We start from the raw sequence: 16,252 nt of genomic DNA, 5'->3' as shown, positions 1-16,252 counted from the left end.
CCCCCCCCCCCCCCCCCCCCCCCCCCCCCCCCCCCCCCCCCCCCCCCCCCCCCCCCCCCCCCCCCCCCCCCCCCCCCCCCCCCCCCCCCCCCCCCCCCCCCCCCCCCCCCCCCCCCCCACGACGCTCTCCTCCAGCAGGCCGGCGGTGAAGCGGGCGACCGCGCGGCGCTGACCGGGGACGGTGTCCACCTCGGGCTTGACGACGTAGGCGGCGCGCACGCCGAAGCGGGCGCGCAGGGCCTCGGCGAGGTCGCCGTCCAGCGAGCTGGGCACGGCGACGCGGATCTGGACCAGCCCGGCGTCCTGGGCGTCGGCGAGCAGTCGCGCGACCTTGAAGCGGCTGACCCCCAGCTGCCGGGCGATCTCGACCTTGGTCAGGCCCTCGACGTAGAAGCGGCGGGCGGCGTCGGCGGCGAGCGCCAGGGCGCTCGTGGAGGCGGCCGTCCCGCCGCGCAACGGCGTCCTCGCCATCACAGCCCTCCTCGGCTCGTCCCGTGGACGGGGCGGCCCGATTGACAAGCCCTCCGCCAGCCGTGAGTATTGCACAGCTGAGAGCACGCCGCTCAGATGAGCGCGCAGTCGACGACGACTCGGGAGGTCACCTTGACCAGGCTCGACGGGCGCCGCAGCGGCTCCCCCCACCCGCCGCAGGAGCTGTGGACCCCCCGCGGCCCGAGCCGGCGCTCGGTCCTGGCCGGCGCGGCCGGTCTCGGCGGGACCGCCCTGCTGGGCGGGTGCGCGGGAGCGGGGACCTCTCCCGGCGGGGGTTCGGACAGCATCGACGTCCTCATGGTCAACAACCCGCAGATGATCGACCTGCAGGCCCTGACCGAGGAGCACTTCACCCGGCCCACGGGGATCCGGGTGAACTACACCGTCCTGCCCGAGAACGACGTGCGCGACAAGATCGCCCAGGAGTTCTCCAGCCAGGCCGGCACCTACGACGTGGCGTCCATCTCCAACTACGAGACGCCGTTCTACTCCCAGCTCGGCTGGATCCTGCCGCTGGACGAGTTCTTCGACGCCGACCCCGACTTCGACCAGGCCGACATCCTGCCGTCGATGTCGACGGCCCTGACCGGCGACGACGGCCGGATCTACGCCGAGCCGTTCTACGGCGAGTCGTCCTTCCTCATGTACCGCGCGGACGTCTTCGAGCAGCTGGGCATCGAGCTGAGCGCCCAGCCCACCTGGGAGGAGGTCGCCGACATCGCCGCCCGCATCGACCGCAAGGTGCCCGGCGCACCGGGGATGCGGGGCATCGCGCTGCGCGGCCAGCCCGGCTGGGGGCAGGTCTTCGCCCCGCTCACCACGGTCGTCAACACCTTCGGCGGCACCTGGTTCGAGGAGGACTGGACGTCGAGGGTCAACGCCCCCGAGTTCGTGGAGGCCACGAACTTCTACGTCGACCTCGTGCGCGCGCACGCCCCGCTGGGCAGCGCGCAGGCCGGCTTCGCCGAGTGCCTCAACGCGCTCACCCAGGGCCAGGCCGCCATGTGGTACGACGCGACGTCGGCCGCGGGTTCGCTCGACGCCGAGGACTCCCCCGTCGCGGGGAGGATGGGCTACGCGCCGGCCCCGGTGAAGGAGACCGAGTCCTCCGGCTGGCTGTTCGCCTGGAGCTGGGCCATCCAGACCGCCTCGGCCAAGCGGGAGGCCGCGTGGCGGTTCATCTCCTGGGCCTCGGGCAAGGAGTACGAGGAGCTGGTCGGCAACGAGGTCGGCTGGGCCAGCGTCCCCTCCGGCAAGCGCACGTCGACCTACGAGAACAGCGAGTACCGCAGCAGCGCCGGACCGTTCTGGGAACCGACGCAGCAGTCCATCCTCGCCGCCCGGCCCGACGACCCGGGCGTCCAGCCGCGACCCGCGCCCGGCATCCAGTTCGTCGCCATCCCGGAGTTCGCCAACCTCGGCACGCTGACCTCCCAGGGGGTCAGCGCGGCCATCGCCGGCAGCACCACCGTCGAGGAGGCCCTCGACACCGGCCAGGACCTGGCGACCACCCAGGTCACCGAGCGCTACCAGAGCTGACCCGCCGGAGGTCTGACATGAGCAGCACAGCCACCACGCGGGGTCACACGCCCGCGGTGGGTCCCAACGTCCCCAACGCCTCGGGCGGCGCCCGCCGGGCCGCCGACTGGGCGCGCCGGGCACCGCTCCTGCCCGCCCTGATCTTCACGATCGTCGTGACGCAGCTGCCGTTCGTGGCGACGATCGTCATCTCCTTCATGGACTGGAACGCCTTCCACCCCGAGGACCGCGGTTTCGCCGGCTTCGGGAACTACGCGCGGGTGTTCAGCGACCCCTCGCTGCGGGCCTCGGTCTGGGTGACGATCCTGCTCACCGTCGTCGTCGTCGGGGTCAGCCTCGTCCTGGGCATGCTCATCGCGCTGCTGCTGGACCGGAAGTTCATGGGCCGCGGCCTGGTCCGCACCATGATGATCGCGCCGTTCCTCGTGGTCCCGATCGCCGCCGCGCTGCTGTGGAAGCACGCCCTGCTGAACCCGAACTACGGCCTGTTCAACGGCGCGCTGACCTGGATCTGGAGCCTGTTCGGCAGCGACAGCCCGCCGCAACCGGACTGGCTGAGCCAGATGCCGCTCGTCTCGATCATGGCGTCCCTCATCTGGCAGTGGACGCCGTTCATGATGCTGATCCTGCTGGCCGGCCTGCAGTCCAAGCCGGCCGACGCCGAGGAGGCCGCCCGCATGGACGGGGCCAGCGCGTTCGGGATCTTCCGGTACCTGACGCTGCCGCACCTGCGCCAGTACCTGGAGCTCGGCGGCCTGCTGGGCGCGATCTACATCGTCCAGAACTTCGACGCCGTGTTCACCATCACCTCCGGCGCCCAGGGCACCGCGAACCTGCCGTACACGATCTACCAGGCGTTCTTCTCCGCCCAGGACTACGGGCTGGCCTCGGCCATGGGCGTCGTCGTCGTCATCGGCACGATCGTCGTGGCGACCTTCGCCCTGCGCACCGTCTCGTCCATGTTCAAGCAGGAGGTCGGCCGATGAGCACCGCCACCGCCACCGTGCCGGGCACCAACGTCCCGACGTCGCGCCGCGAACGCCGGCGCCGGGAGATGAAGCGCTCCAGCCCGCTGTGGGGGCTGCTCGCCTGGATCGTCGGCCTGCTGTTCGTGGCCCCCGTGCTGTGGATGGTCCTGACGTCCCTGCACTCGGAGACCGACGCCGCCACCAACCCGCCCGCGCTGGCGGCCGGGCTGACCCTCGACGGCTACCGCTCGTTCCTCGACGCGAACCCGGGCGTGCCGCTGCTGAACTCGCTGTGGGCCTCGCTCGTCTCCACCGCGGTCGTGCTGTGCCTGGCCATCCCCGCCGCCTACGCGCTGTCCATCCGGCCGGTGCGCAAGTGGTCCGACGTCATGTTCTTCTTCCTGTCGACGAAGTTCCTGCCCGTCGTGGCCGCGCTGCTGCCGCTGTACCTGTTCGCCATCAACACCGGCCTCGTCGACAACATCTGGCTCCTCATCCTGCTGTACACCTCGATGAACCTGCCGATCGCGGTGTGGATGATGCAGTCGTTCCTGTCCGAGGTCCCCGTGGACATGCTCGAGGCCGCCTCGATCGACGGTGCGGGACTGCTGCGCACGCTGCGGACGATCGTCGCGCCGGTCGCCATGCCCGGCATCGCCGCGACCGCGCTCATCTGCTTCATCTTCAGCTGGAACGAGCTGCTGCTGGCCCGCACCCTCACCGCGACCGTCGCGGGGACGGCTCCCGTCTTCCTCACCGGCTTCGTCACCAGCCAGGGGCTGTTCCTGGCCCAGCTGTGCGCGGCGGCCACCGTCGTCTCGCTGCCCGTCCTCGTCGCCGGCTTCGCCGCCCAGGACAAGCTGGTGCAGGGCCTGTCGATGGGTGCGGTGAAGTGACCGCCGGCCGACCCGCAGGACTGCCCCACCCCACCCACGGCCTCGAAACCCCGGGAGCCCCGCCCGTGACCTCCACGACGACCACCGTCCCGCTCCGCTCCGCCACCCTGGCCGCCGTCGGCGAGCGGGTGCCGGTCCCCACCTACGACCGCTCGCAGGTGACGCCGGGCATCGTGCACCTCGGCGTCGGCGGGTTCCACCGCGCGCACCAGGCGATGTACCTGGACCGCCTCATGGAGGACGGGAAGGCGCTGGACTGGGGCATCCGCGGGATCGGCGTCCTGCCGCACGACGCGCGCATGAAGGAGGTCATGGACGCCCAGGACGGCCTCTACACGCTCGTCCTCAAGCACCCCGACGGCACCCGCGAACCCCGCGTCGTCGGCTCGATCCTGGACTTCCTGCTCGCCCCGGAGGACCCCGACGCCGCGGTCGAGGCGATGGCCGACCCGCGCATCCGCATCGTCTCCCTCACCATCACCGAGGGCGGCTACAACATCGACGCGGTGACGCACGAGTTCCTCCTCGACGAGCACGGCGTCGCCGCCGACCTCGCCGAGGGCGCCGTGCCGCGGACCGCCTTCGGCCTGGTCGTCGAGGCGCTGCGCCGGCGCCGGGAGCGGGGCGTGACCCCGTTCACCCTCATGTCCTGCGACAACCTCCCCGGCAACGGCGACCTCGCCCGGCACGCCTTCGTCGCCTTCGCCACCGCCAAGGACGCCGAGCTCGGCGCCTGGGTCGACACGCACGTGGCCTTCCCGAACACCATGGTGGACCGCATCACCCCGGGCACCACCGACGAGGACCGGGCCGAGGTGCGCGAGCGCTTCGGGGTCGAGGACGCCTGGCCGGTGGTCTGCGAGCCGTTCACCCAGTGGGTCGTGCAGGACGACTTCCCGCTGGGCCGGCCGCCGCTGGAGGACGTCGGCGTGCAGCTCGTCGACGACGTCGAACCGTACGAGCTCATGAAGCTGCGGCTGCTCAACGCCAGCCACCAGGCGCTGTGCTACTTCGGGTACCTGGCCGGGTACCGGCTGGTCCACGAGGTCGTCCAGGACCCGCTGTTCGAGCGGTTCCTGCGCGGCTACATGGCCCGCGAGGGCGTCCCCAGCGTCCCGCCCGTGCCGGGGATGGACCTGGAGGCCTACTGCGACGAGCTCATCGTGCGCTTCTCCAACGGCGAGGTGCGCGACACCGTGGCCCGGCTGTGCAACGAGAGCTCCGACCGCATCCCCAAGTGGCTGCTGCCGGTGGTGCGCCACCAGCTGGCGAGCGGCGGGGAGTTCTTCCGCGGGGCCGCCGTCGTCGCCAGCTGGGCGCGCTACGCCGAGGGCGTCGACGAGCAGGGCGAGCCGATCTCCGTCGCCGACCGCCTCGCCGAGCGCGTCGTCGCCGCCGCGCAGCGCAACCGCACGGAGCCGACCGCGTTCATCGCCGACCGCACCCTCTTCGGCGACCTCGTCGACGACGAGCGCTTCGTGGCCGAGTACACCGCCACGCTCGCCTCGCTGCACGAGCGGGGCGCGCGCGCGACGCTGGAGGCGCTCGTCGCCCGCTGAGCCGGCCGTGCGGGGGCCCCTACGATGGGCCCATGGCGTCGAAGGTGGTCCCCGCACGGGGCATGCGTGACATCCTGCCCGTCGAGAAGGCCCGCCGGGAGCACGCCCTGCACGTCATCCGCGAGGTCTACCGCTCCTTCGGCTTCGACGAGGTCGAGACGCCCGCGCTGGAGGAGCTGTCCCGGCTGGAGTCCGGCCAGGGCGGCGAGAACGAGAAGATGCTCTTCAAGGTGCTGCGCCGCGGCCTGGACCCGGCGCAGCCGCTGACCCCCGCGGACGCCGCCGACCTCGGGCTGCGCTTCGACCTCACGGTCCCGCTGAGCCGCTACGTCGCCTCGAACTCCGCGGCGCTGCGGATGCCGTTCAAGGCGCTGCAGATCGGGCCGGTCTGGCGCGCCGAGCGCCCGCAGAAGGGCCGCTACCGCCAGTTCGTGCAGTGCGACATCGACATCGTCGGCGAACCCGGCACGCTGGCCGAGGTGGAGCTGGTCACCGCCACCCACACCGCGCTGACCCGCCTCGGGCTGAGCGGCACGACGCTGCGGATCAACGACCGCGGCGTGCTGACGGGCCTGCTCACCGGCTGCGGGTTCGCCGAGGCCGACCACGGCAGCGTCCTCATCACCGTCGACAAGGCCGACAAGGTGGGCCTGGACGGCGTGCTGGCCGAGCTGCGCGCCAAGGAGTTCGCCGAGGACGCGGTGACCGCGCTGGAGGAGCGGCTGACCGCGCTGCTGCCGCTGACCGACGTGCGCACCCCCGGCGTGCTGGAGGCGGCGCTGCCGGAGGCGGTGCCCGCCGAGGTCGTGGCCCGGCTGCGCGGGATCGCCGACGCCCTCGCGGTCTCCGCCCCCGACCTCGACGTGCGCTTCGACGTGACCCTGGTGCGCGGCATGGGCTACTACACCGGCCCGATCTTCGAGATGTCGATGCCGGGCAGCTCCTCCTCGATCGCCGGCGGCGGCCGCTACGACACCATGGTCGGACGCTTCAGCGGGCGCGAGCTGCCGGCGTGCGGGTTCTCCATCGGGTTCGAGCGGATCATCGACGAGGTCGTCGTGCCCGACCCCGGCGCGGGGGCGGTCGCCCTCGTCCACCCGGCCGGCGCCCCGGCGGGGGAGCTGCTGCGCAAGCAGCAGGAACTGGTCGCCGCCGGGCACCGGGTCGCGCTGGTCAAGGCCGCCAAGCGGATGCAGCCGCTGTTCGACGCGCTCGTGGCCGAGGGCTACCGCCAGGTGGTCCGCGCCCGGCTCGGCGAGGACGGGCGGCTGGAGTTCGGCGAGCCCACCCCGCTCAGCGCGAGCTGACCCCGCCGGGCCGCCCGCTCAGGCCGAGGCCAGGCCGAGCCGGCGCGGGGTGGGCACCAGGCGCGGGGTGGCGCGGCCCTGGAGGGTGGCCGCGCGGGTGAGCTCGGCGCGGTCCTCGGGCGGGGCGTCCTGCGCCGCCCGGACCGCCCGGGCGTCGAGGAACCCGCGCAGCCGGCCGGGGTCGTTGGTGATGAGCCCGTCGACCCCGTGGCGCAGCAGGTCGTCCCACAGGTGCGGCTCGTCCACCGTGTAGGGCCACGTGCGCACCCCCGCCGCGTGGTACTCGGCGACCACGTGGGGGCTGGCCACCAGGCACGCCACGTGGGGGTTGACCGCCACGACGCCGAGGTCGGCGACGGCCCGGCGGGCCTGCTCGGCCGCCACCCCCGGCACCGAGGACATGCCCGTCAGCGGGTCCTGCAGGACGTCGGCCAGCGAGGTGGCCGGGTCCGGGTGCAGCACGAGCAGCGCGCGGCGCACGTCCGGGGCGACGTCGCGCAGCGCCGCCACCGTCTCCTCCTCGAAGCTCTGCACGACGCTGCGCCCGGCGACGCCCGCCGCGCGCAGCGCGGCCACCGCGTCCGCCGCGGCGGCCGGCGACCAGACGCCCTTGAACTCCACGAGCAGGCCGGCGCCCGGGAAGCGGCCGGCCGTCTGCGCCACCTCGGCCAGCGTCGGCACCCGCTGCCCGCTGAAGGCGGGCGCGAACCACGACCCCGCGTCGACGGTGCGCAGCAGCTCGCCGCCCAGGCCCTCGACCGTGCCGGGGGCGTCGGTGGTGCGCTCCAGGCTGGCGTCGTGCAGGACGACCGCCTCGCCGTCCGCGTCGAGGCGGACGTCGAGCTCGAGCAGGTCCGCGCCGGCGCGCAGCGCGGCCTCGAAGGCGGCGAGGGTGTTCTCCGGGGCGGCGGCGGAGTAGCCGCGGTGGGCGATGACGAGCGGGCGGTCCGGCACCGGTCAGTCCTCCGGGAGGGGTCGCGGCCGCCGGGCACTGCTCCGCCGGCGGCCACCGCTGACCCGGGGCGCACCGTCGCAGCGGCCCACCGCCAGGTCACGCACGAACTGGACACCTGGAACAGTAGGTCGGCCACCGGGTCGTGCCGCGGCCGCGAGCGCCCTCCCGGGCAACGGTCACCGAGTGTTCACCCCCGCCTGGCCGGTGCTCCAGCGGGGAAACCCGCCGTTCACCCGCCGGCGCGGGGCCCGGGTCAGGCGGCGGCCGGCGGCTGGAGCCCCGGCTGGCAGGAGGGGCACCACCAGGTGCGCCTGCGCTCGGGGTCCCCCGGCACCTCCGGCAGCACCTCGATCCGGGTGCCGCAGCGGCGGCAGGGTTCCCCGGCCCGCCCGGACACCCAGTGCTGCCGGCCGGGCCGCACGTCGCCGGTGGTGACCTGCGGCGCGCCGTGCGGGCTGACGGAGAAGCGCAGCGCCTTCACCGCCAGGCGCACGGTGCGCTCCAGGTCGACCTCGCCCACCGGCGTCCACGGCGAGCACCCGCGCAGGAAGCACAGCTCGTCGGCCCACAGGTTGCCGATGCCGGCGAGGTTGCGCTGGTCCAGCAGCGCGGCCTTCAGCGGGCGCTCGGGCTGCCGGCCCAGGCGGCGGACCGCCTCGGCGACGACGGCGTCCACCGGGAGCTCCTCGGAGAGCAGGTCCGGGCCCAGGTGCCCCACGACGGTGTGCTCCTGCGCGGTGGGCAGCAGCTCCACGACCGGCATCCGCAGCGCCAGCGCCGTGCCCCCGTCGGTGGCCAGCCGCACCCGCACGTCGGGTTCGAGCCGGCGCGGCAGCTGCCTGCCCGGAGCCAGCACCGTCCACTCGCCGTCCATGCGCAGGTGGGTGTGCAGCGTCGTGGGCTCGGGCAGCGCGCTGTCGCCGACGGCGAAGCGGGTCAGCAGGTGCTTGCCGCGGCTGGCGGTGCCCAGCACCACCGCACCGGCGAGGTCGGCGGTGGCGTACCGCGGCACCCGCAGGTCGCTGCGCTCGACGCGGGCGCCGCGCAACCGCGCGTCGAGCCGGCGCGCCACGCGGTAGACGCTGTCCCCCTCCGGCACGTCCCCCACCGTGGGGCACGCCGACCCGCGGCGCGAGCCGAGCTTCGCCGGGCCGTCGCCCGCGGTTCGCCCCCCGGTCCCCGGGCGCCCCTAGCGTCACCGCCCGTGATCACCCCCCGCCGTTCCACCACCGCCTCCCTCGCCCTGGCCGCCGTCCTGAGCGCCACCGCGGGCACCGCCCTGCCGGCGCAGGCCGCCGACGGCCACGGCTCCACCCCCGGCCGCTGCTCGGCCGCCGTGGCGCTCAGCGGCTCCTCCGACCACCTCGACGAGACGGTCTTCGGCGGCTCGCCGGTGGCCGGGCTGTCCGCGCTGGCCCCGACCGCCGAGGGGGAGCTGCTGGCGCTGTCGGACCGCTCGGCGCTGTTCACCCTCGACGGCGCCACCCGCACCCCGACCGGGGTCGTCGCGCTGCGCGACGCCGACGGCGCCGAGCTGGACAGCGAGGGCCTGGTCGTCGACCGCGACGGCACCCTGTGGATCTCCTCCGAGGTCGGCCCCGCCGTCCTGCACTACGACCGCGGCGGCACGCTGCTGGGGCAGCTGGAGGTCCCGGCCGACCTGCAGCTCGCCCCCGCCGGGCGCGCCCGGGGCAACCTCTCGCTGGAGGGGCTGACCCTGTCCGCGGACGGGCTGACGCTGTTCGCCGCCGACGAGCAGGAGCTGACCGGCGACGCGGACGGCGTCGTGCGCGTGCAGAGCTGGCACCGCGCGGACCCGGGCGCACCCTTCGCACCCGGCCCGCAGTTCGCCCACCGCACCGACCCGGGCCTGGGCGTGCCGGAGATCACCGCGACCCCCGACGGGCGCCTGCTCGTGCTGGAGCGCGAGTTCATCGACCAGGTCGGCAACACCGTCCGCCTGTACGTCGTCGACCCGGTGGGCGCGCCCGACACCAGCGGCGTGGAGACGGTCGACGAGGAGAGCACCCAGGAGCTGGTGGTGCCCAAGACGCTGCTGGCCGACCTCGTCACCTGCCCGTCGGCGGGCGCGGTCGCCGAGCAGCCGCAGCTGAACCCGCTGCTGGACAACGTCGAGGGGATGGCGGTGCTGTCGGCGCAGGGCGAGCGCCACCTGCGGCTGCTGCTCGTCAGCGACGACAACGAGCGCCCGACGCAGACCACCCGCCTCTACGACCTGGACGTGACGCTGCCGGTGCTGCAGCGCTGATCCCCCGGCGCCCGCGGGCCGTGAGGTTCGTCATGCCCCGCCCGTGCGGGACACGGCCGGACGCGTGCGCCCGCGCACGGGTCCCCGGCCGCGGGCGGCCGCAGGCTGGGAGCAGCGGGCCGGACGGACCGGCCGCACCGAGCAGGGAGGTCCCCCGTGACCGCGAAGCGCCCCACCCGCACCGCCCGCCCCAGCGAGGACGGCCGGGTGCTCGTGGTCTGCCTGCTCGCCGCGGCCTCCGTGCTCGCGGGCGGCGCGGGCCACGTCCTCGTGCAGGTGCTCTGCGTCGCCGCGTCCGTGGCCGTGGCCACCGGTGTCGTGCGGGGGCGCCGGCGCTCCCCGCGCTGCGGGCGCTGAGGCCGCCGGCGCCGGGTCAGCGGCGGCGCAGCAACCCGGCGGCGAGGAGCGCGCCGAGCCCCAGCGCACCGGCGCCCAGCTGCCGCCGGTGGCGCAGCGCCCAGATCTGCGGGCTGCCCGCGTGCGCCTGATCGTCGAAGGGGCCGTGCGCGCCGTGGTCGCCGGGCACGGGCTCGTCCAGGTAGTCGCCCACCATCTCCGAGCGGGGCGCGTCGGACTGCTGCCCGGACACGCCCGTCCTGGCCAGGTAGCGGTCCAGCAGCGGCGCCGCGATCCGGTTGCCCAGGATCGTGCCGATCGTGGACTCCCCCACCCACGTCTGCCGGCGCGGGCGCTCGGCGACGTCGGCCACGACGGCCGCGCACGCCTCCGGCTGGTAGATCGGCGCCACCGGCTGCGGGTGCCGGGGCAGGTTCGAGCGCACCCAGCCGAACTGCGTGGTGTTCATGCCGGGCATGTGGACCAGCGAGACCGTCACCGCGCTGCCCTCGTGCAGCAGGTCGGTGACCACGCTCTCGGTGAACCCCTGGATGGCGTGCTTGGCCCCGCAGTACGCCGCCTGCAGCGGGATGCCGCGGAAGGCCAGCGCCGAGCCGACCTGGATCACCGCGCCGCGGTCGCGCGGGCGCATCCGGGCCAGCGCGGCCCGGGTGCCGTTGACGTAGCCGTAGTAGGTGGTGCGGGTGGCGCGGTCGTAGTCGGCCGGGGAGACCTCCCAGAACGGCGCGAAGACGCTGGCCATCGCGTTGTTCACCCACAGCTCGATCGGCCCCAGCGTCGCCTCCACGCGGGAGGCGGCGGAGTCGACGGCCTCGGCGTCGCCCACGTCGCACGGCAGCGCGAGCGCGCGCCGGCCCGCGGCCTCCACGTCGGCGACCGCCCCGGCGAGCCCGTCGGCACCGCGGGCGAGCACCGCCACGTCCCAGCCGCGGCCGGCGAGCTCGCGCACGACCGCGCGCCCCAACCCCGCCGATCCACCCGTGACGACGGCGACTCCCCGGTGCGCTGCCCGACCCATGCCCCGACCCTGGCAGCACCGGCGCCGGGCGGCGAGTCGGGGCTCAGCCCTGCTGGGCGCGCTCGGGCAGGTGCTTGGCGCTGTCGTAGAGCAGGTGCAGCACGTCGGAGCCGAAGACCGCGGTGAGCATCGCGGCCACGCTGCGGGTCAGCCGCGGCGCGAGCACGCCGCCGGCGACGAAGCCGGTGGAGACCCACACCGCCAGGCAGAACGGGCAGGTCACCAGCTCCCCCACCGAGTGGCGCAGCCCGCTGCCGCGCACCTCCTCCATCACCTCCCCCTCCCCGGCGTTGCCGACGAAGCGGGTGACAGGCGCGCGGAAGGGGGAGGCGACGGCGTCCTTGGCCAGGATGCGCGTGGCCTTGTGGGTGGCCACCGCCAGCAGGGCGACGTCCCCGGCGCTCCAGCGCTCCGGCAGCGACCTCCCGCGCGCGCGGGCCAGCAGCCCCGCCCCGCCGACGGCGCCGGCGTAGACCCCCATGAGGGTGAGGAAGCCGCCGAGGGGGCGCTCCTCGTCGCCCTGGTAGCCGTCCTGGACGGCGTGCAGCCGCCGGTGCAGGTCCTGCAGGTCGCTCATGGCCGCCCCGTACCCGCCCGGCCCGCCCACCACACGTCACCGGGCCCACCGGAGCGGGGGCCTGCTGGACTGGGCGGGTGCACCCCCACTCCCACGGGCACCCCGGCCCCGGCGACCCGCCGCCCGCCCCGCTCCCCGCGCGCGTGCGCCGCACGCTGCTCGTCGTCGTCGTCGCGGTCCTGCTCACCGCGGCCGCCGGCATCGTCGCGACCTGGCCCCGCGAGGTCCCCAGCGCCGACACCGGCTACGTCGGCGCGCAGTCGGTGCGCGGGGAGGTCAGCTCCACCACGATGCGCACCTGCCGCGGCGAGATCGCCGAGGAGCGGCTGCCCGACGGCACGCTGCCGCAGACCCTCGAGTGCCCGGACGCGACGATCGCCCTCGACGACGGCGGCTCCACGACCGTGCCGGTGCCGGCCGCGGTCGTCCACGGCGGCCTGGCGCGCGGGGACCGGGTGGTCCTCACCCGCTACCCGGGCGAGGGCGGCGGCGCGGCCACGTACGCGTGGGAGGACGTCGACCGGCGGGTGCCGCTGGCGGTCGCCGTGGCCGTCTTCGTGCTGCTCACGATCGCGGTGGGGCGCCGCCGCGGCCTGGCCGCCCTCGTGGGCCTCGGGCTCGGCGGCGCCGCCATCGCGTACCACGTGCTGCCGGCGCTGCTGGCGCAGGAGGACGCCGTCGTCGTGGGCCTCAGCTCGGCGACGGCCGTCATGGGTGTCGTGCTCTACCTGACCCACGGCATCTCCGCCCGCACCACCGTCGCGTTCCTGGGGACGGTGGCGGGGCTGCTGCTGACGGCCGCGGTCGCCGTGCTCGCCGTGGACGCCGCGCACCTGCAGGGCCTGGACGACGAGAGCTCCTACACCGTCACCGTGCTCACCGGGGCGATCGACCTGCGCGGGGTCGTCCTGGCCGGGACGCTCGTGGCCGCGCTGGGGCTGCTCAACGACGTGACGATCACCCAGGCCGCGGCCGTGTGGGAGCTGCGCGCCGCGGACCCGTCCGCCGGGTTCCGCACGCTGTTCGCGGCCGGCATGCGCGTCGGGCGCGACCACCTGGCCTCGACCGTCTACACCGTCGCCTTCGCCTACGCCGGCGCCGCGCTGCCGACGCTGCTGCTGGTCCGGCTGTACTCCCAGCCGCTGGGGCAGCTGGTGACCGGTTCCGCGATCGCCACCGAGCTCGTGCGCACCGCCGTCGGCGGGGCGGCGCTCGCGCTCACCGTCCCGGCGACGACCGCGCTGGCGGCGGCCCTGGTCAGCCGGCGGTCCGGAACCGGAACTCCGTGACGCTGCGGAACTCCTCGCCCGGGCGCAGCACCGTGCTGGGGAACTCCGGGTGGTTGGGGGCGTCGGGCAGGCCCTGCGCCTCCAGCGCCAGGCCCGCGCGCGGCCCGTAGGCGGCGCCGGCCTTGCCGACGAGCGTGCCGGCCAGCGAGCCGCCGGTGAAGAGCTGCAGGCCCGGCTGGTCGGTCCACACCTCCAGCACGCGGCCGGAGACGGGTTCCTCCACCCGCGCGGCCAGGCTCTGCTCGCGGGTGCCGCCGGGTGCGTCGGAGAGCACGTAGCAGTGGTCGAACCCCTTGCCGCGCACCAGCTGCTCGTCGTCGGCCTCGACCCGGTGGCCGACGGCCACCGGCTCGCGCAGGTCGAAGGGGGTGCCCTCCACGGGACGCAGCTCCCCCGTCGGCAGGCCCGTGCCGTCGACGGGCAGGAACCGGTCGGCGAGCACCTGCACCAGGTGCGCGTCGATCGTGCCGGAGCCGTCGCCGGCGAGGTTGAAGTAGGAGTGGTTGGTGAGGTTCAGCACCGTCGGCGCGTCCGTGGTGGCCAGCGACTCCACGGTCAGCGCGCCCTCGTGCAGGACGTAGGTGACGTGCACCGACAGCGCCCCGGGGAAGCCGTTGTCCCCGTCGGGGCTCAGCAGCGAGAACCGGACGCCGCAGCGCCCCTCGACCGGGTGCGCGCTCCACAGCAGCTCCGAGAACGGGCGCAGGCCCCCGTGCATCGCGTTGCCGCGGTCGGTGACGGGGACCGCGTACGCCTGCCCGTCGAGGGTGAAGCGGCCCCCGCCGATGCGGTTGGCGAACCGCCCGACGCTGGCGCCGAAGGAGCGCCCCTTGGCCGCGTACGGGGCCAGGTCGGCGAAGCCGAGGACGACGTCGGCGCGCTCGCCGTCGCGGCCGGGCACCAGCGCCGACTGCACGCGCGCGCCGTGCTCGACGAGCCCGACGCGCACCGTCCCGTCGTCCAGGGTCCAGCGCCCGACGGGGGTGCCGTCCTCCAGGCGACCCCAGTCCTGCTCCACCGACACGCCGCGATCGAGGTCCACGGGCACGACGCTACCGGCGCCCCGCGGAGGCGGCCCGCTGTCGCAGCCCCGCCAGCGCCGCCCCCGCCGCGGCCGCCAGCCCGGCGGCGACGAGCACCCCGGCCGCGTACCACTTCCAGTCCCAGCTGCGCCCCAGCAGCTCGTGCGCCCCGACGGCCACCGCGAGGGCCAGCAGGACCAGGCCGCCGACGACGGCGGCGAGGTCGGGGCCGTGCACCCGCACCGGCTCCGGAGCCCGCTCCGGCCCCTGCCCCGGCCGCTGCCCGAGCCGCTGCCCGAGCTCCTGCTCGAGCCGCCGCGCGACCTCCCGCTCGACGCGCTGCTCGTCCCACCGCTGCTCGTCCCACCGCTGCTCGTCCCGCCGCTGCTCGTCCCGCCGCTGCTCGTCCCGCCGCTGCTCGTCCCACCGCTGCTCGTTCACGACGCCTCCAGGAGCGTTCCACCGGCGGCGCCGACGCGGACCTCACCGGTCCAGGCGACCGCTCGCAGTTCCGGTGTCCCCGCGGGGACCGTCCAGTCCTCCAGGTCCCCGCCGCGGACCTCCACGTCCTCGGCCAGCGCGGCGGCGTCCGGGCCGACCGCGAAGACGCGGGTGCGGTCGAGGCCGCCGTCGATGCGCGACCCCGGCACGTCGCCGTCGCGCGTCCCGCCGGCGCCGGCCCGCCCGCGCACCCCGCCCTCGCCGTCGGCGACCAGCTCGACGACCTGCGCGGAACCCTCCCAGCGCACCGTGCCGGCGAGGACCTGCACGTCCAGCAGCACCGTCGCCTCCTCGGGGACGAGGACGTCCAGGCGCCCGGCGGCGATCGTGGCGGTCGCGGGCTCCCCCGCGCCGAGGTCGGCCGGGTCGACGCGCAACCAGCCGACGACGGAACTGGCGCCGCCGCCCGCGGCGGGCTGCCAGGTGCGGTCCACCTGCCAGGTCCACCCGCTCGCCGGCGGCACGACCGCGGCGGCCAGGGCGAGCAGCGCCGGCGGCCAGGCCAGCCCGACGAGGGCGGTGCGCCGGCCGCGCACCCCGGCCAGCACCGCGCCGAGGCCCATGACGGCCACGGCCGCGGCCAGCGCCAGCGGCAGCACGTCCAGCTCGGCGGTGGTCAGCAGGCCCACCGCGACGACGGCCCCGGCGGCCAGCAGCGCCAGGCCCAGCACGGCGGTCGTCAGCAGCGGCGAGCCCGGGCGGCGGCGCGCCCGCGCGCGCTCGGCGGCCAGCCGCGCCCGCTCGCGGGCGGCGGCGCGGCGCTCGGCCGGGGAGCCGAAACCGGCCGCGGGAGCGGCGGGCACCGCCGCCGCCACCGGCACCTGCGGGGCCTGCGGGGCGGGGACCGGCGCGGGGGGTTCCTTGACGAGCGAGATGCGGGTGGTCGCGGCGTCGGACGCGGCGGGGGCCTGGGTCTGCGGCGCGGTCTGCGGCGCGGTCCCGGTCGCGGCGTCGGCAGCGGGCCGCGCGCAGCGGTCCACGAGCGCGGGGTGGTCGTGCAGCAGCCACCACACGAGGGCGGCGAACAGGGAGGTGACGAGCAGCCCCCAGCCGGGACCGCCGCCCGGGTCCCAGGGGCCGACGACGACGACGCCGCGGGAGAGCACGAGGTCGGCGACGACGAGCGCGACCGCCAGTCCCAGCGCGCCCGAGACGTCGCCGCGGACGGCGGCCTCGGCCTCGATGCGCCCGCGGCGCTCGGCGCGCCCGTCCGGCAGCAGCGCCCAGCAGGTCCCGTAGACCGCCAGGCCGAGCCCGCCGACGACGGTGAGGGCGATGAGGGCGCCGCGCACGAGCAGGGGGTCGACGCCCAGGCGCTGGGCGACGCCGCCGCAGACGCCGGCGAACCAGCGGTCCTCGCCGCGCACGACGCCGAGCGAGCGGATCGCGGTGAACACCTTCGCCCCGCTCTGCTCCGGGGCGTCCGGCGCGGGCGCCGGCGGCGCGTCCGGTGGGGGTGGGGGTGGGGTGCTCGTGCTCACGGCTCGACTCTCCCGTCGGGGT

General features: G+C 75.8%; 15 protein-coding genes and 1 pseudogene. 8 read left to right on the top strand and 8 right to left on the bottom strand.

Features of this window, described 5'->3' with window-relative positions; translation table 11 throughout:
* Nucleotides 1-471 (bottom strand): annotated as a pseudogene (locus ACRYM2_RS09380) (hypothetical protein); the annotation flags it as partial.
* Nucleotides 472-567: 96 nt separating this feature from the next.
* Here ACRYM2_RS09380 and ACRYM2_RS09375 point away from each other — a divergent pair.
* From ACRYM2_RS09375 to hisS, 5 genes are all read left to right on the top strand, one after another.
* Nucleotides 568-2,031: an ABC transporter substrate-binding protein gene (locus ACRYM2_RS09375; protein WP_432521697.1), complete on the top strand. Its 1,464-nt coding sequence runs from the start codon at nt 568-570 to the stop codon at nt 2,029-2,031.
* Between the two features lie 17 nt (nt 2,032-2,048).
* Nucleotides 2,049-3,017, top strand: coding sequence for a carbohydrate ABC transporter permease (locus ACRYM2_RS09370; RefSeq protein WP_432521696.1), 969 nt, complete (start codon nt 2,049-2,051; stop codon nt 3,015-3,017).
* Complete coding sequence (locus ACRYM2_RS09365) at nt 3,014-3,895, top strand: carbohydrate ABC transporter permease (RefSeq protein WP_432521695.1); 882 nt, start codon at nt 3,014-3,016, stop codon at nt 3,893-3,895. The genes ACRYM2_RS09370 and ACRYM2_RS09365 overlap by 4 nt, the downstream gene beginning before the upstream one ends.
* A gap of 65 nt (nt 3,896-3,960) precedes the next feature.
* Nucleotides 3,961-5,454 carry a mannitol dehydrogenase family protein gene (locus tag ACRYM2_RS09360; RefSeq protein ID WP_432521694.1) on the top strand — a complete coding sequence of 498 codons (1,494 nt, stop codon included), beginning with the start codon at nt 3,961-3,963 and terminating at the stop codon, nt 5,452-5,454.
* A 32-nt stretch (nt 5,455-5,486) separates the two neighbouring features.
* Entirely contained in the window at nt 5,487-6,761 is a 1,275-nt protein-coding gene (gene hisS, locus ACRYM2_RS09355) for a histidine--tRNA ligase (protein WP_432521693.1), read from the top strand.
* 18 nt (nt 6,762-6,779) lie between these two features.
* Here hisS and ACRYM2_RS09350 read toward each other — a convergent pair whose 3' ends face one another.
* Both ACRYM2_RS09350 and ACRYM2_RS09345 read right to left on the bottom strand, forming a co-directional pair.
* Entirely contained in the window at nt 6,780-7,715 is a 936-nt protein-coding gene (locus ACRYM2_RS09350) for a glycerophosphodiester phosphodiesterase (protein WP_432521692.1), read from the bottom strand.
* 254 nt (nt 7,716-7,969) lie between these two features.
* On the bottom strand, nt 7,970-8,815 hold the full coding sequence (locus ACRYM2_RS09345) for a DNA-formamidopyrimidine glycosylase family protein (RefSeq protein WP_432521691.1): 846 nt from the start codon (nt 8,813-8,815) through the stop codon (nt 7,970-7,972).
* 105 nt (nt 8,816-8,920) lie between these two features.
* Here ACRYM2_RS09345 and ACRYM2_RS09340 point away from each other — a divergent pair, with 105 nt between their 5' ends.
* Both ACRYM2_RS09340 and ACRYM2_RS09335 read left to right on the top strand, forming a co-directional pair.
* Nucleotides 8,921-9,985 carry an esterase-like activity of phytase family protein gene (locus ACRYM2_RS09340; protein WP_432521690.1) on the top strand — a complete coding sequence of 355 codons (1,065 nt, stop codon included), beginning with the start codon at nt 8,921-8,923 and terminating at the stop codon, nt 9,983-9,985.
* A 156-nt stretch (nt 9,986-10,141) separates the two neighbouring features.
* A complete protein-coding gene (locus ACRYM2_RS09335) occupies nt 10,142-10,342 on the top strand; it encodes a hypothetical protein (RefSeq protein ID WP_432521689.1) in 201 nt (66 codons plus the stop codon).
* 16 nt (nt 10,343-10,358) lie between these two features.
* On the opposite strand, the gene ACRYM2_RS09330 is transcribed toward ACRYM2_RS09335, so the two are convergent.
* Entirely contained in the window at nt 10,359-11,360 is a 1,002-nt protein-coding gene (locus ACRYM2_RS09330) for an SDR family oxidoreductase (RefSeq protein ID WP_432521688.1), read from the bottom strand.
* 43 nt (nt 11,361-11,403) lie between these two features.
* Nucleotides 11,404-11,928 (bottom strand): DUF1360 domain-containing protein, encoded by a 525-nt coding sequence (locus ACRYM2_RS09325; protein ID WP_432521698.1) that lies wholly within the window; start codon nt 11,926-11,928, stop codon nt 11,404-11,406.
* An 86-nt stretch (nt 11,929-12,014) separates the two neighbouring features.
* On the opposite strand from ACRYM2_RS09325, the gene ACRYM2_RS09320 reads away from it, so the two are divergent.
* Nucleotides 12,015-13,226 (top strand): YibE/F family protein, encoded by a 1,212-nt coding sequence (locus tag ACRYM2_RS09320; protein ID WP_432521686.1) that lies wholly within the window; start codon nt 12,015-12,017, stop codon nt 13,224-13,226.
* Here ACRYM2_RS09320 and ACRYM2_RS09315 read toward each other — a convergent pair.
* Genes ACRYM2_RS09315 through ACRYM2_RS09305 form a run of 3 tightly spaced genes read right to left on the bottom strand, consistent with a single transcriptional unit; the run spans nt 13,195 to nt 16,230 of the window.
* Complete coding sequence (locus ACRYM2_RS09315; protein ID WP_432521685.1) at nt 13,195-14,268, bottom strand: aldose epimerase family protein; 1,074 nt, start codon at nt 14,266-14,268, stop codon at nt 13,195-13,197. The two genes, ACRYM2_RS09320 and ACRYM2_RS09315, sit on opposite strands and share 32 nt — an antisense overlap.
* Nucleotides 14,269-14,278: 10 nt before the next feature.
* A complete protein-coding gene (locus ACRYM2_RS09310) occupies nt 14,279-14,689 on the bottom strand; it encodes a hypothetical protein (RefSeq protein WP_432521683.1) in 411 nt (136 codons plus the stop codon).
* Entirely contained in the window at nt 14,686-16,230 is a 1,545-nt protein-coding gene (locus tag ACRYM2_RS09305) for a PspC domain-containing protein (protein WP_432521681.1), read from the bottom strand. The genes ACRYM2_RS09310 and ACRYM2_RS09305 overlap by 4 nt, the downstream gene beginning before the upstream one ends.
* Between the last annotated feature and the right edge of the window lie 22 nt (nt 16,231-16,252).

The sequence above is a fragment of the Kineococcus aridisoli genome, assembly GCF_050871885.1.
In the GTDB taxonomy this organism is placed as follows: Bacteria; Actinomycetota; Actinomycetes; order Actinomycetales; family Kineococcaceae; genus Kineococcus.
This window is presented reverse-complemented; position numbering and strand designations above follow the sequence as displayed.

Coding starts and splice junctions, on each gene's coding strand:
- ACRYM2_RS09330 (WP_432521688.1), bottom strand. CDS start 11,360: ATGGGTCGGGCAGCGCACCGGGGAGTCGCCGTCGTCACGGGTGGATCG.
- ACRYM2_RS09370 (WP_432521696.1), top strand. CDS start 2,049: ATGAGCAGCACAGCCACCACGCGGGGTCACACGCCCGCGGTGGGTCCC.
- hisS (WP_432521693.1), top strand. CDS start 5,487: ATGGCGTCGAAGGTGGTCCCCGCACGGGGCATGCGTGACATCCTGCCC.
- ACRYM2_RS09365 (WP_432521695.1), top strand. CDS start 3,014: ATGAGCACCGCCACCGCCACCGTGCCGGGCACCAACGTCCCGACGTCG.
- ACRYM2_RS09375 (WP_432521697.1), top strand. CDS start 568: ATGAGCGCGCAGTCGACGACGACTCGGGAGGTCACCTTGACCAGGCTC.